This is a genomic window from Vibrio sp. J1-1 (genome assembly GCF_021728395.1).
In the GTDB taxonomy this organism is placed as follows: Bacteria; Pseudomonadota; Gammaproteobacteria; order Enterobacterales; family Vibrionaceae; genus Vibrio.
The window spans coordinates 61564-77053 of record NZ_JAKKCM010000012.1; the positions used below are offsets into that span (position 1 = coordinate 61564).

General features: G+C 43.2%; 12 protein-coding genes. 7 read left to right on the top strand and 5 right to left on the bottom strand.

Features of this window, described 5'->3' with window-relative positions:
* Positions 1-113 precede the first annotated feature (113 nt).
* The gene (locus tag L3V31_RS17570) at positions 114-653 is read left to right on the top strand and encodes a cytochrome b (RefSeq protein WP_237317877.1); all 540 of its coding nucleotides are present in this window, start codon (positions 114-116) and stop codon (positions 651-653) included.
* On the top strand, positions 650-1219 hold the full coding sequence (locus L3V31_RS17575; RefSeq protein WP_237317879.1) for a YceI family protein: 570 nt from the start codon (positions 650-652) through the stop codon (positions 1217-1219). The genes L3V31_RS17570 and L3V31_RS17575 overlap by 4 nt, the downstream gene beginning before the upstream one ends.
* Positions 1220-1305: 86 nt before the next feature.
* On the opposite strand, the gene focA is transcribed toward L3V31_RS17575, so the two are convergent.
* Positions 1306-2757, bottom strand: a complete 1452-nt coding sequence (gene focA / locus L3V31_RS17580; protein WP_237317881.1) for a formate transporter FocA — start codon at positions 2755-2757, stop codon at positions 1306-1308.
* Between the two features lie 257 nt (positions 2758-3014).
* On the opposite strand from focA, the gene L3V31_RS17585 reads away from it, so the two are divergent.
* Together L3V31_RS17585 and L3V31_RS17590 are read left to right on the top strand one after the other, a co-directional pair.
* Positions 3015-3920 carry a LysR substrate-binding domain-containing protein gene (locus L3V31_RS17585; protein WP_237317883.1) on the top strand — a complete coding sequence of 302 codons (906 nt, stop codon included), beginning with the start codon at positions 3015-3017 and terminating at the stop codon, positions 3918-3920.
* Positions 3921-4148: 228 nt separating this feature from the next.
* Entirely contained in the window at positions 4149-4634 is a 486-nt protein-coding gene (locus L3V31_RS17590; protein WP_237317885.1) for a DUF1097 domain-containing protein, read from the top strand.
* Positions 4635-4753: 119 nt separating this feature from the next.
* On the opposite strand, the gene L3V31_RS17595 is transcribed toward L3V31_RS17590, so the two are convergent.
* Entirely contained in the window at positions 4754-6388 is a 1635-nt protein-coding gene (locus L3V31_RS17595; RefSeq protein WP_237317886.1) for an ATP-dependent endonuclease, read from the bottom strand.
* 258 nt (positions 6389-6646) lie between these two features.
* On the opposite strand from L3V31_RS17595, the gene L3V31_RS17600 reads away from it, so the two are divergent.
* Positions 6647-8389 (top strand): bifunctional UDP-sugar hydrolase/5'-nucleotidase, encoded by a 1743-nt coding sequence (locus L3V31_RS17600; RefSeq protein ID WP_237317888.1) that lies wholly within the window; start codon positions 6647-6649, stop codon positions 8387-8389.
* A gap of 709 nt (positions 8390-9098) precedes the next feature.
* Positions 9099-9290 carry a hypothetical protein gene (locus L3V31_RS17605; RefSeq protein ID WP_014234260.1) on the top strand — a complete coding sequence of 64 codons (192 nt, stop codon included), beginning with the start codon at positions 9099-9101 and terminating at the stop codon, positions 9288-9290.
* A 156-nt stretch (positions 9291-9446) separates the two neighbouring features.
* On the opposite strand, the gene L3V31_RS17610 is transcribed toward L3V31_RS17605, so the two are convergent.
* The 3 genes from L3V31_RS17610 to L3V31_RS17620 all read right to left on the bottom strand — a co-directional run bounded on the left by L3V31_RS17610 (position 9447) and on the right by L3V31_RS17620 (position 13973).
* Entirely contained in the window at positions 9447-10007 is a 561-nt protein-coding gene (locus L3V31_RS17610) for an alkylphosphonate utilization protein (RefSeq protein ID WP_237317890.1), read from the bottom strand.
* Between the two features lie 294 nt (positions 10008-10301).
* A complete protein-coding gene (locus tag L3V31_RS17615; protein WP_237317891.1) occupies positions 10302-12710 on the bottom strand; it encodes a VolA/Pla-1 family phospholipase in 2409 nt (802 codons plus the stop codon).
* A 21-nt stretch (positions 12711-12731) separates the two neighbouring features.
* Positions 12732-13973 carry an outer membrane protein transport protein gene (locus L3V31_RS17620; RefSeq protein WP_237317893.1) on the bottom strand — a complete coding sequence of 414 codons (1242 nt, stop codon included), beginning with the start codon at positions 13971-13973 and terminating at the stop codon, positions 12732-12734.
* A 415-nt stretch (positions 13974-14388) separates the two neighbouring features.
* Here L3V31_RS17620 and L3V31_RS17625 point away from each other — a divergent pair, with 415 nt between their 5' ends.
* Positions 14389-15417: a site-2 protease family protein gene (locus tag L3V31_RS17625; protein ID WP_237317895.1), complete on the top strand. Its 1029-nt coding sequence runs from the start codon at positions 14389-14391 to the stop codon at positions 15415-15417.
* Positions 15418-15490: the final 73 nt, after the last annotated feature.

A 15490-nucleotide genomic window follows, 5' to 3' on the forward strand; every position in this document is an offset into this window, starting at 1 on the left:
TGCTGTAATTGGCTAGATGTAAATATTGGTAAATAATCTGTTTCATATAAAGTAAATCGGTTAATGTGTTGTTTCTTATTCAATATCAACACAGAAAACTCTTGGGAATTGAGATGGATACATCCGTAAAAAACTACAACCTTCTGACCCGCGTCATGCACTGGCTATCAGCCATATTTATTATTGGCTTATTTGCGGTTGGTTTATGGATGGTTGATTTAAGTTACTACAGCGAGTGGTATCAAACTGCACCTCATTATCATCGCTCTGTTGGTATTTTGCTCGCGATCGTCACTTTATTCAGGATCGTTTGGAAGCGCATGAGTGCAACACCTAAGGTAGAAGGTAAACCTCATGAAATCATAACTGCTAATTTGGCGCACAGTTTGATGTACTTGTTACTTGTCACCATTTTTGTCTCGGGTTATCTCATTTCAACCTCGGACGGTCGAGGTATCGAAGTATTTGAATGGTTTACCGTACCAAGTGCTGGTGAGTTGTTCCCAAATCAATCGGACCTCGCAGGCGAAATCCACTTTTACGCAGCTTGGGCTCTCGTCCTAATTGCTGGTTTACATGCCGTTGCTGCACTTAAACATCACTTTATCGATAAAGACAACACATTAAAAAAAATGTTAGGAGCTTCAAAATGAAAAAGTCACTCTTTGCTACAGGATTAGCGATCGCTATGGCACTTCCGTTTGGTGCGCAAGCAGCAGACTACGTTATTGATACGAAAGGCGCTCACGCCTCTATTAACTTCAAAGTAAGTCACTTGGGTTACAGCTTTATCAAAGGTCGTTTTAATACATTTTCTGGTGACTTTTCTTTTGATGAGAACAACGTTGCTGATTCTAAAGTGAATGTTGTTGTTGATACTACAAGTCTGGATTCAAACCATGCAGAGCGTGATAAACACATCCGTAGCGGTGATTTCATCGATGCAGGTAAATTTGGTCAAGCAACGTTTACTAGTACAAAAGTAACGGATAAAGGCGACGGCAAACTTGATGTAACAGGTGATTTGACACTTCACGGTGTAACAAAACCTATCACTATTGAAGCAGAGTTTGTTGGCGCTGGTAATGATCCGTGGGGTGGTGAGCGTGCTGGTTTCATGGGTAACACCCGACTAGAGCTTGCGGATTTTGATATCCCTGTAATGGGTTCTTCAAGCTATGTTGATATGGAACTTCACATCGAAGGCGTTAAGAAGTAATCCATTGCTACTTGTATATTAGTAAGGCGCTCTTCAAACGAGGAGCGCCTTTTTAGTGCCAACTAACTAAAGTTAGTGTTTTATTGTTATGCGGTTTCTAATTCATCTTGTTCTACTAGATTCAAGCGTTCACCGTAAACGGTGCGCAACGCATTCAGTATTTCGACGCGTGTTACTACGCCGACTAAGATTCCATTCTCTAATACTGGAAGCACTTGCGGTTTACTGACGTTCATACTCTTGGCTCGTTCTTCTAGTGAAAGAGAAGTTAAGCGTGTTGCAATACCCATATTGCTTGTTGGGAACAGCTTTTCTTTGTCGATGCACATGAACTCCACCACATCGACTAAACGGTCGTGAGCATCAATAGCGACAATGTCACGGCTCATCAAATCAACCACTTTCTGACCGTTAACTGGAATATAATCCTCACACCAAAGATCGACCATGATATCGTGCGCAGATAAAAAGCCCACTAAGCGGTTATGTACGTCAACGACAGGGGCACTGGTTAAGTGATTATCAAGTAAAGTATCAAGTGCGGTTACTACAGGGGTTTCTGCGCTGATAGTCACTAGTGCAGGATTCATTATGTCCTTAACAAAAGAGCTGTTTTTCATGTTGGATTCCTTAACTGACATGAGTGGTGTTGTTTTAGTGATGGTTTGAATGTTGGCGGCTTTTAGCTCAGGTCGACGGAAAATACACCAGTTTGATAAGCCAACTAGTACAGCGCCACCGACTATATTTCCGAGTGTTACTGGGATTAAGTTTGCAGTGACAAAGTGAAACACATTTAGGTCTGCGTACTGGGAGGCTGGAACGCCAATAGAGATCCAGAATGACTCTGGAGCAAAATTAGCGATAACAATGCCAAGCGGGACCATGAACATATTGGCGACACAGTGCTCAAAGCCACTGCTTACGAACATAGCGACAGGTAAAATCGTCATCGCTGCTTTTGTCATCGCATTAGCAGAGCTAAATGTTAGCCAGATTGCGAGACAGACCAAAAGATTACATAGAATACCGAGTGCAAACGCCTGAACTAACGTGTGATGCAGTTTGTGCTGTGCAATGTTAAGCGCATTCAGTCCCCATTGGCCGTCGTCCATCTGGTATAAACCTGCTGTAGCAACCAGTGTGAGTAACAACATTGCTCCAATAAAGTTACCCACATAGACCTTGCCCCAAATTGAAAGCATTTTTCCAAAAGATATCTGTTTGTTCGCCCAGGAGATGCTTGAAAGCACTGAGCTCGTAAACAGTTCGCCCCCACAGATAACGATGAGGATCAGACCCATACTGAAAGCCAACCCGCCTGCAAGACGACTCAATCCCCAACCTGCACCTGCGCTACCCGTTGTTACGGTGATATAGAACAAGAATGCTAAACCGATAAATGCGCCAGCCATTGCGGCAAGACTGAGTGTCATTGAGCTCGTTTTTTGGGCTTTGCTCAGTGCAAACTTCTCTGCTTCAGCCATCATTTCTTTGGGAGAAAAATACTGGTGATTGTCAGAGTTGATCACCGCCATACTGACTCCTTAGTTTTTGATGCCATAAAAACTCCTTGGTTTATAAACTCAAAACTATTGTTGTTGTATTTAGAACTGCGGTATTCCTGAACCGCACAATCAGGCTAATAGGAAAACGTCGATAGGGAAAATTGATATTATTTAAGTTTCACATCAATTACATTGATAACTAATCTAAGATGAGTAAAATGAACGCCGTTGCTTATGTTTTTAATCAGGTGAGGGTATGGGAATACTCGCTCGTAAAGGAGGACACATTGCGCTATTCACTAAAGCAATTAGCGGTTTTTAATGCAGTTGCCGATTCTGGAAGTGTAAGCCAGGCAGCAGACAAGCTGGCTCTGACACAATCGGCGACAAGTATGTCACTCTCGCAGCTAGAGAAAATGCTTGGTCGGCCATTATTTGAAAGGCAGGGCAAACAGATGGCGTTAACGCATTGGGGAATGTGGTTGAGGCCAAAAGCAAAACGTTTGTTACAAGACGCTTTACAGATTGAAATGGGCTTTTACGAGCAACATTTATTAAGCGGGGAGGTTCGTCTCTGCGCAAGTCAAACGCCAGCGGAACACCTAGTCCCTGACCTTATCAGTATTATTGATAATGACTTTCCTGAAATGCGCATTTCTTTGGATGTGAAAAGCACCAAAGGTGTGATCGAGGGAGTATTAGATTACAAGTATGACTTAGGCATTATTGAGGGCCGTTGTGACGACAACCGATTACACCAAGCAGTATGGTGTCGTGATCATCTTACTGTTGTCGCGGCTTCACATCACCCTTTTGCAAAAAATAAAATCGTCAGTCTAGCCCAGTTAGAACAAGCAAAGTGGGTATTGCGTGAAGATGGTTCAGGGACACGTAAAACCTTTGATAGTTCAATCAATAAACTAATAGAAGACCTTGATGTTTGGCGTGAATACGAACATGTACCAGTACTTCGTAGCCTTGTTGCTAATGGGCAGTATTTAACCTGTTTACCTTATTTGGATGTGGAGCGTTATATCCAAGCCGGTTTACTAGTTGCGTTAGATGTTCCAGAGCTCAAAATGGAGCGTATGCTTTCCTTTATCTGGCGAGCTGATATGGCAGAAAACCCGCTAGTAGACTGCATTAAACGTGAAGGCTTACGTATGATGAAAGGGAAACCGACAGTTTTATAGTACTTGCCAATATTACATGATCGATAGCGTTTTCCTATTTACTAAATCTGTTGATTTATCGTTTGCGTCATATTAATTGTGTAACAAATGAAAGCCTGGGTGCCGCCATTGTGATCAATGTCACCGATAAGCTGTAAAAATACTTCTAATATCGGTTCTTGATTTCAATGTTTGAAGCCAGTTATCAAACCAGAAGGGTCTGATACTAGCTAAGCAGGTACGAATACCATGACGACACTACTAGCGATTTCTATTACCACTGGGATTTTGTCCGGCGTTTGGGGGTGGATAGCTATCTCTTTAGGCCTTCTATCCTGGGCGGGATTTTTAGGTTGTACTAGTTACTTTGCCTCCCCAACAAGTGGCCTGAAAGGATTGGCAACCAGCCTTATTACTAATTTAACCGGCGTTTTTTGGGCTATGGTCATTATCTATGGTTCAACTTATGCAGGGCTAGAAATTCTCGGCTACGTAATAACGGCTATTGTGGCCTTCTTTATGTGTATTCAAGCTAAGCAAACTTGGTTATCTTACATTCCTGGTACGTTTATCGGCTCATGTGCAACCTTTGCAGCGGATGGTAACTGGCAACTTGTCGTACCATCTCTGATACTAGGTGGTGTATTTGGTTACCTAATGAAAGCCACTGGTCTTTGGTTACACTCGAAATCAAATGCGACTTCTCCTTCTTCGCTCGCTGAGCAAGTGCGGTAGGTACCCCGAGCGAATTGGCCCCCCACTGAGTATTCTTCTTCTCAATACTGTTAATCAAACTTATTGATATTGGATACAAGCACACTGTAATAGTGTGCTTTTTTTACTAATTTTCCGTTTTAGGTATTACCGCTTGCCATAGTAACGATACGTTTTAGTGTCCAACGCAGGAGCACAGGAATGCATTCCACGCCATTCTCTTCACAATGCGAAACAATTGCTAAGGCTAAGTCTGGCTTCGCATGTTTTTTTAAGACTCGGTTTACCACTTTTTTAGCGGGAATTTGATGATCGTGAGGAACCTTTATCATGTCCTTAAAGAATACTTCAAATCCATGGTTGTAAAGAAAATGCTCAATATCTCGATCAGGTAATTCAGTTAAGCGATGGCGCTCTTGATCATTTTCTAATTGTGAACGAACCGTATGAGCGTATTTTTTACCGGCCGCATCGCCGTCGGTTACTACGTGCCAGTCGATACCAAACTCTTTTGCTACTTTTATAATTGAACGCAAGCCTGATTGGGCAAACTCTACTATCTGAACCCCCTCAGCCGCTAAATCATAACCACATTGACGTGCTAATTCGTTAAACAGCCAGACTTCGGTTTCACCTTCAACTAACAGCCAGCAACGGGCAAAAAGCGCACCTGCTCGGTGAAAGCGAATGTGGAAACCTATTCGCCTTAGTTCATCTCGTCCGAATTTGGATGGATTGAGGCTCTTAGCGATGGTTCTATCAGACAAACGGTACAAACGTCGGATTGAATAGAGCGGAACCGAGCCGAGTAAACTCCCACTGTTAGTGGTCAGAATTTTTTGCATCGGTAATAGCTGAAGCAGGGACCAGGCTCTCGCTAAATGAGTAGGGTGCAAGCGACCTTCAGGATCTTCAATTATTAAGATTGGCCGTGCACAACGCCTTAGCTCCGTTGGTCCTTTCGCTTGTAGGTAAGTGTTGAGCAAGCCCATGAGGAGTAATCGACTATGTTTATCGTTAGTTTCCTTCAAGTATTGGCTCAGGCCTTTATCTGACGGGTGGCTGTTATAAAGCAGACTGTCTCTTGGCTTCCTTGGATTCCCTCTGCTGGTACTACGGAACGCGAAATAGTGATCGATCAGCGTTTGCATAGAAGAGAGGCTACTGCGGATTTCCCCTTTATTGACTTGACCAGGCATGGCTAATAATCGTCTACATGTGTTATCAATTCGCTTTTCGATCCGTGCGTTTTTATTGTCACCGTTGACATGAGATGGGTGAGGGAAGCGACGAGAGTCTCTTAAGCGAATGACTGGATGTAGAGTCATTAACTCAATAGCAAGTTTCTCAGAATGATGGATCTTTATTGTTTTTCCTTCATGATTAAGGAATGTATATTGAGTCGTAATATCATTCTCGACACGAGAACCACTGATTCGATAATAGATGACATGCTCACCATTGTCTTTGGTGCACCAGGCAGGCTTAATCCTACGGTAACGGCCCGCTGTTACCTCTTGCTTTTCTTGTGCTTTAAAGCAGAGGATAATCTCGATGTGTTGAGATTGGGGGTGGGAGATAGAGTAGTCAACGTGAAAATCTTTCAGTTCAAACTCATATAGATTCCCATCTGGTGGTAATGCGATGGACAGGGCATCGATCAATGAAGACTTACCCCATGTATTCTCACCGATAAGCGTGGTGAGTTCGTCAAAAGAGAGTGAAAGGCGTTTAATGCCTCTAAACCCGGAGATTTCGATGCGTTCTAGTCTCATCTCAATCCTCCTCGCAATTATTTGAATTATAGAGAATTATCTTGCTTTCTATAAGAATATATGAATTCTAAGATGTTGCTATAAGCTCAGCTCACAAATTTACGAGAGCCTATGTAGGAAGTGGATCGATACTTTTGTGAAGCGCGTATTCACCTATGTAGGGTCACGTAAATATGAAATAGAAATTCGCTGTTTCATAAAATTCATGATTCTGTCATGATCCACTCCTTATTATTATAAGGAATGAAAAGAGAGAAGATGAGAATGAATAAAAATCATAAGCCAGTAAGAATAAAACTGGCACACATCAATGACACTCATTCCTACTTTGAGCCAACGTCATTACAGCTAAAATTACAAATCAATAAAGAAGTTACGCTAGAGCCTTACGTAAGTGCTGGTGGCTTTTCGCGCATTGCAACACGCGTTGAACAACTCCGTGATGATGCTAAGCGTCAAGGGCACGGAATGTTATTTCTACATGCCGGTGATTGCTTTCAAGGCACGCTGTACTTTTCTTTGTTTAAAGGCAAAGCCAATGCTGATCTTCTAAATGCGTTACAAATCGACGCGATGGCATTAGGCAACCATGAGTTAGACATGGGGAATGAACCGGTAGCGAAGTTCTGTCAGCGTACCAATTTTCCGTTGCTTGCTGGCAACTGGGATTTATCCAACGAATTAGCCTCGAAATCGCATCGAGTGAGTGATTGTGGCAATGTATTGAGTTATCAGCATCAAACTCAAAGCGCTCAATACATAGTGAAAGAATTTGATGGTGTACCAGTGGCAATCTTTGGTCTGTCGATCGATAAAATGAGTGATATTGCGAACCCCGACGCAGATACTCCATTCGTGGCAGCGATTGATACAGCCAAAGCGACGGTGGAGCAAATCCACGCAGCGGGGATAAAAAACATTATTTTGCTTAGCCATCTAGGTTACGAAGGTGACTTAGAGTTGGCGGAACAAGTTAAGGGTATTGGTATCATCGTTGGTGGCCACAGCCATCGTCTGCAAGGTGATTTCTCACCAATAGGTTTAGGCAAAGACGACCAATACGGTGTAAATATTAACGGTACTTATGTGGTCCAAGCTGGTTTTCATGCGCTGACTATTGGGCATTGTGTACTTGAGTTTGATGAAGAGGGTAAAGCGACGATGTTAAGTGGTCAAAATGAGTTGTTGCTTGGCCGTCGCATATTCTGGGATTCCTCACTAGATCAACAGCTGGACCAAGGCGTATTTGAGACAGCCTGTGACTTCATTCATGGTCAACCAAATGTCGTCGTGTGTAAAAAACACCCGGAGACTCAGGCTATTTTGACGGATAAGTACATACCGCGCGTGCGTGCACTTCAATCACAAGTCATCGCTCATGTCGAAAGCAAAAAGCGCCACGTTCGTATCCCAGATGAAATGGGAGGTAGCGAGCTTGCTTCCGCGGTTGCACATTCATTCTTGCACAGCTTAAATCAGCGTGGACATGAAATTCAGTTTGCTATTCACAACGCTGGTGGCGTCAGAACGTCCTTAAATCCGGGTAAACTTACGGTTGCCGACGTTGCCGGACGTTTATTGCCATTTGCCGTTCCTATTGGTTTTTATAACGTACAGGGAAGTGTGATTCGCCGAGCTTTGGAAGGGGCAATTAATAACGCGTTGAACAATGGTGTCGAAGGCACCGGTTCAGGCAGTTACCCTTACACATACAACCTGAGCTTTGAGTACAAAGCTCATCTTCCCAAAGGGAAACGTATTACCGTATTAGAAATATTCAACAAGAATCGTTGGATTGAGGTTCAAGATGACGTTTGGTACCGTGGTACGTCTTCCGCATATACAATGAAAGGTAAAGAGGGTTACGAAGCCTTATTGGATATGGAAGGAGAGGGAAGTGTCAGTAACCTGTCTATGGCAGACTGTTTCATAGAATTGCTTACTGACGATCCTAACTGTTTGAACCAAAATCACAAATTATACTCTCAGCAGCGCCGTTAGCCATTTTTGGTGCCTATCTTGCTTATCTTTCTATGTTAAATGTGGTGAAGGTAGTAAGGATGTGGAATAAAGACTGGAGTTATGTTGCGGTTGTTGTTGCATGGGTTGCAGCATGGTCAGTACTAATACATGTTGTGCCGGTGATCGTATCTTAACCTGATCAAACAACTAGCAAGAAGGGAGCACTGCTGTGCTCCCTTTTTTATATCAGGCTTGTATTTTTCATATTAATTCATTGAATATTTGCCAGTATTCTTACCGGTTATCTACAGAAGAAATTCCTCAGTGTTGATAATCTGTTTGTTTTCACGATTATTTTTGCCGTCACACGCGAACCTTTCTCGGTAATGATATCTGCCGCTTTCGCTTCGGTTTATAAGAGCAAAGAAAATACAGTATCTAGGGTTAATATTACTAATCAAAAATATTGATGTACTAGGCATTAAAATATGAGATTGAAAAAATTTTGGTTAACAGAATGTTGAGAAAATCTATTGGGAATATCGAGTAAGTTAAAGTTATTCAAGCAATCTTAAGCTTTTTTGAATAGTTATGCGCCAGGTGAGTATTAGTATCTTTAGAGTTTGTAATGGGTTTGTTTCATTAGAAAAATTAATGCGAGTGAGTAATTTTTGTCATTTTTTAAAGTGAAACGATGTGACTATTATACAACCAACAACACAGATTACTGCTTTAAAGAGAGGCAATCATGGCACAAGCAATGCAAATGACAAATGTAGCTTTACCAACCTCTATGGATAAGAAGACCTACTCGGTCAACTTCAAAGGATTGATTGCACACTTACTAGACATTCTTTTTGTAGATAACTCAACACCACGTGGTTACTACGCAGAAGACTTGTCAGCACATATTCAGAAAGATATCGGTATGTATCGTTAATCTGAAGACAGTAAATGAACAAAGCCAGCTTAATAGCTGGCTTTTTTGTATTTATTTGATGGCCACCGCGAGATGATATAACTAGCCATAGCTAAAGTGGCCTGAAACAAAAACAGGGCTCCAACTGGAACCCTGTTTACGAAAAAGTAATGCTTATTACTTTTTACGACAGTACTCAGCGATCACATACATAGACTGACCACCGTTTGCCTTACCTGAAACTAACTTTGGATCATCACCAAGGCTGATACCACGGATAACCGTACCTTGCTTAATCACTTGGTTTGTCCCTTTAACTGGTAGATCTTTGATTACAGTTACGTCGTCACCTTTTTTAAGTTCGGTGCCGTTACAATCAAGAGTTTTGTCATCTGCAGACATCCCCTTCATCGCCCAATTCATTTGCTCTTCTTCCATGTACATCATGTCAAGAGCATCTTGAGCCCAGCTTTCACTGTTTAGGCGAGTCAGTTGGCGCCATGCAGTCACTTGTACTGCTGGAACTTGGCTCCACATGCTGTCATTTAGGCAACGCCAGTGGTTAATGTCTTTAGTAGGCTCTTCGATCTCGCTTAGGCATTTGTCACAAACCATAATAGCGGTATCAACTGTTACGTTACCGTGTGGCGGAACAGCGTAAGCAGTTAATGGAGATTCAGAAGAACATAGTTCACATTTTGACTCGCAGCGTGCAAGCAAAGTAGCTTCGATAGACATAAGGACTCACCTTAGTAATGTTATTTTGTGGCGGTATTATCCACTTTATCCTGATAAATAAAAGGGTGTTAGGAAATTTAGGTTTGGTTTTTACAATATTGCAACCTGATTAATGTAAATATGTAAATTATTTGGTAATAGAATTGGTGTCGGGATATAAAAGTTCCTCATAACTACAAAGAGATATGAATCTATCAGCGGTTAAACCGTGCAAATGCCCCCAATAATTGAATCTCAACTATTGAGGGCATGGGGATAAGACTTGTGTTCAGTCTGAGGTTTTTTATCTGATGTTTATTTCAACACTGATGTGTTAGTTACACCCGATAACATATTATCCATTAAGAAATTTGTGTTCTCTGTTTGCATTTCGATGTGGTGATCGAGGTCAGCCAAGGTGCCACTTGGTGAAGCAAACGTACTGTGTGTCGCGGTTGAGTTGAACTGAACGAAGCTTGCAGTCGGTGACACGGTTGTGTTTGAACTGTTTACGGTCGTTAAGCCAAGTTTCTCTGCTAATGGTTCAGTACCTGCGAATGGTGCGTTAGACACGCTATTTGGTACCACTGAGTCACCATTCGTTTCTGTCATAAAGAATGGCGTCGATAGTGTGCCTGAAGACATCAAATCACTAGCGTTGGTGAATGGGTCAACAGTATCGAGCGTTGTCTGTGCAGCGTAGATGAACTGAGAGAAACCAGAGCTTAGTGCAGCAAGTTGTCCTGCAGTAGCCAGACCTTCAAAATTCTCAAAACAGGCTTTTGCATCTAATTGGGTACATTGTGCATCAGCAAATGACATGTAGTCCGCCGACGCAGAGTATGCCACGCTATGCTTTATCTGAGGGCCGAATTTCTCAGAGCCCAGTAACAAGTTGCCAATTTGACCACCTGAGTTTTGGATAGAGGCGGCACTAAATGAATAGAGTGCATCTGCCGTTGGACTACCTAGCGAATTATTTGCTGCTGCAACCGCTGATGTCCCAACGATACCGCCAAGAGAATGACCCAGCATTTTAACCTGTGAGCCAGCCATTGGGTTGAATCCCTGAAGAGGCCCATTAGCTAAAAGACCGCCTTGCGCAGATACCACCAAGCTCGCACGAAGGCCTAAAACATCCAGCACACTTTGACGTAAGTTGTCACGCGCCACCGCTAAGTTCGACAGGTTCAAATAAGCAAGCACGTTTGCATTCGCAGACCGTTGTGCGTCAAGACTGCGTGTTCCATGGATTGGCAAGTCGATAGCAATAACGGCTACGCCGGCTTTCACCATGTTGTAGGCAAACGCATAAGCCGTTTCTTTTGATGACGCGATGCCGTGCTGATAGACCACAACGTCTGTAGCAACACCTGACTGAGGCGTGAAGAGAAGAAACTCAACATCTTCAACAGACTTGACCGCAGGTACAGGTGAATAACGCGTAATAATACGTTCACTGTCTAACTGCCTGCCGTCGTTTAGATACAGGGTAGAGCCAACCAGTTTCAACTGTTCGGTAGGATCACTTGCCAACTTAGTCACATCCACAGGGTTATCCGCGAAAACGCCGGTAGAAAGCTGCTGAACCATATTCGCTTGCTCGTTCGGGTCGGCTAACGCTGCGCTAAGTTTTGCAAGACTTGGCATTGCAGAAACCATTGGTTGCATGTTCCAATCTGCACCTTTATCAAGGTAGTAAGGCAGTTTTACCGAGCCTTGAGTCACATTCACGCTAGCACCAGAAGCATTATAGAGACCTTTTATTGCGGTCTTAGCTGCGTCTAGATCACTAACGTATTGATTGAAATCTTGGTCATTATCCAGAGCCGTTACGAAATCCTGAGTCGTATCAAACGTCATCGTATAAGCGGCCGCGAGATCAACAGAGTTGTCATTTGAATCTGCTTTGTACACGTCATTAAGCGTGTTTGTGCCAGTAGAGAAGCCCGTTGCCGTCACCCCTTTAACAGCAGCTAGCGTGTCGCCCACAGATTGCGTGCTGAACCAGGATGAATAAACAATGTCATCAGGGTTAACACTCGCTAAGCCAAAAATACCTTCGACTGCCTTCGTCACCGCTTGAACGGAAGCCAAGTCGCCGGTTTCGTACACGACTTCCTTACTTTTCGCAATAGCGTAGTTCGAAGACGTACCGATCGGGTCGCCATTAATATCAGTGACGTCTTGCGTTACGGCAAATATATACTCACTCGATTCGTCCAGAGCATCCATAAACTGGATGTAGAGCGAGTTACCATTGGTTTGTGCAACGTAATCCGTGCCGAGTGTAAGAACTTCTTCGATCGGATTACTGGTGCCGTCCCAATCTGTCAGACGCGTATTGATTTTGATGACTTTTACACCCGATGTCACCATGCCTGAAGAAAAACCATCGCCATTGAAGTTTAATACGATAGGCATTGATGTAGACCAACCATCCATGGTGTTCATAGAGGCTCTTGGGTTGGTTAGTGCTTCATCGCCTTCAGTTGGCAGCCCTAAAGTGCCGTCAGTTGAATCCATCAGTAGGTAAGATGGAGCGGGAACCACGGCATTAGCGCCTTGAAGGGTAAATTGAATTGATGTTTGGCGATCGAGTAAGGCCTGAACCGCAGGTTCAAATCCTATTTGTTCCGATGTGCCTCGACTAGCCGATTCGTCACCACAACCAGCAAGTAGGATTGCAGAACACAGCAGAGATAATTTAAAAGTATGTTTCATTGGTTTACTCCGTTAGACCGACTAGTTGAAGGTGTAATTCATTTGTACTGAACTGATGTACGCCACACCGTCAGAATCGAATGTGAGTTCTTGGCCAGACGCGTTAGTTTCAGTGAAAGAACTATCGTCACAATGCACCAAAGCGAAACCAGCATCAAAAGTCAGGTTGTCGTTCCACGCGTAAGTTAAACCCGCGCTATACCAATAGCGATCAGTATCTGGGATACTCAATGTTGCCTTACCTGCTTGCTCGTCGTAAGCCACACCCGCTCGGAATGCCCAGTTATTGTTTAACGTGTAAGTAGCACCAACTGAATAACGGTTATTATCATCGTATTTTTCCTGTTTAGAGAAACAGACGCCGTTGTTACATTGGTCACTGGTAGCACGAAGCTCTGTAAATTGACTCCAGTTGGTTAACATCCAACTGTAGTGAAACGCCCATTGATCATTGACTTGGTGAAAGCCCGATAGCTCGAAGATAGGAGGAAGGGTGATCTTGATACGTCCGTCAACTTTGGCTGCGGTTGCAATACCTGAGTCGTAACTACGGAATTCACCCTCTTCGAAATCAAGGTCAATTTGTGAACGGTAGCCAATACCAAAGCGGTTATTCTTATCCACTTCATAGAGAGCACCAAGGTTCCAACCCCAAGCAAATGTCTCATCTTCCATGCTGATCAATTTGTCAGATTTTTGGCTTCCTGGTCCAAACAATGGAGCTAAGGAACCTTTATGGCGTGTTAACTCAGCTTCTGCGTAAACCAGACTAAGACCGCCAGCGACGCTAAATGAGTCATTAATGCGGTATGCAAGGTTCGGGTTTACGTTAACCGACATCAACGAAGTGTCGCCAGCTAGATCGCCTGCAGAGATGTCATCCGGGTATTCCGTTGAAACACCATAAGTTGTGAACATGCCGATGCCCCAAGCAAACTTTTCGTTGATAGGGCTGACATAATAGGCTGCGGGTACGGCAGCCAAAGGTGCAATATCGTCAGAGTGTTCATCATAAAAAGTGTCATAAATATTTACTTCAGGGTCAACCACGCTTATAGCGCCTGAAAATTGAGCTTGTTCGAAAAGTGTCATGGCTGCCGGATTTCGTGCCAGAACACTGGCATTGTCTGCGACAGCGGCTTCGCCTGAAAATGCTCGACCAAGACCAGATGCTGAATGTTCAACAACCTGAAAACCCGCTGATTGGGCATTACACGCAAACAATATAGAAATTGTAAGCAGAGAGCAGCGCTTCTTGTTCATCCTTGACCCTCCTAGGGTGTCTTTATCTAGACCGTAGTCCTTTTAATTATTGTGTAGTGGTAAGAACCATTGTTTTGTTATGGAATATATGCACAATGTAAATGCAATGTTAAACGTATGTTTAATTAATTGTCAAAGCTTGAGGTGGATTTGTTTTTTAAATTTGATGCATGGGTCAAACGTTGGAAGGTAAGGCTATGTATTGACTTTATATTTTTTAAGCAAATGGTTAGACCAGAATTATTTCGTAACACTAATGGATAAATAGCGCTCAAAAGGCTTACATTTAGGCTTTATGAAAGCCATATAACCTCTGATAAACTTGGTATTTTGAATTTTACGGTCATTAGGCTAGAGCACGTTGGAATTACTACATATTGAATTTTTAGGACGATCACTCAGATTGGAAGGGTCAATGGCGGGGTGGCAGCAGTTGTATTGGGACAACAAGTTAGTCTCTCAGATTGATGCCAACGAAAACGAGTCTGAGCAAAGCGCACATCAGTTTAATCTTATGGCTGGTGAAGAGGTATTAAAGTGTGAGCTAGATTGTGCAGTGCATTGGCAGCCTTTCAGTTTGTCATATCAAGTCAAAATGAATGACACTCTAGTGACAAGTGGTTCGCGCAATGAGAAAGATATCGAACGTCAGACACCACAAGTGGCACCTCCAAGCGAAAAGCGCTTAAGCCTAATTGGTATCGTGTCGTTAGGTATGAAAGCGTTAAAAAGCGCAAAAGTTATTAAAGTGGCGTTTGCCTCTGCTAGTCTGGCCGCATACTCTTGGTTGTTCTCAATCGAATTCGCCCTTGCGCTCATTGCCTGTCTTGTGTTTCACGAGTGGGGGCACATTAAAGCGATGAAGTACTTTGGTATGAAGACGAAAGGCATCTACCTGATTCCATTTCTGGGTGGACTCGCGTTAAGTGATGAAAAAATCAACACTCGCTGGCAGGACGTGGTTATCTCCATCATGGGACCGTTTTTTGGCTTGGTGTTAAGTATTGTATTTACCATCTTGTATTGGGTCACTGGTGAGATTACATTCGCTGGTCTCGCCGTGTTTAATGCGTTGTTAAACCTATTCAATTTATTACCAATTTTGCCTTTAGACGGCGGGCACGTCCTTAAGAGCATAACGTTCTCAATGAACACTTGGGTTGGGTTAGTGGGGAGTGTAATTACAGCGATACTTGGTATCGTCCTGAGTTATTCACTTGGCTTAACGCTACTTGGCTTTTTATTGATTATGGGGATGTTGGAAGTGGTGATGGAATGGCGGACACGTCATCACAGCCACTTGTTGCCGCTAACGCGCTACGGGCAACTGTTCTCTTTTGCTTGGTATGTTGCGTCCGTTGGTGGGTTCGTGGCTATTATTTGGTATTTCGCGAGCCTAGGAGATAGCTTACTCAGTTTACCGATGCAGATTTTAGGGACTTAAACCCCTACCTCCGAATGCTAAAAAAGCTCCAAAAATGGAGCTTTTTTATGTTTCTGTAAGGACTTGTTATCTT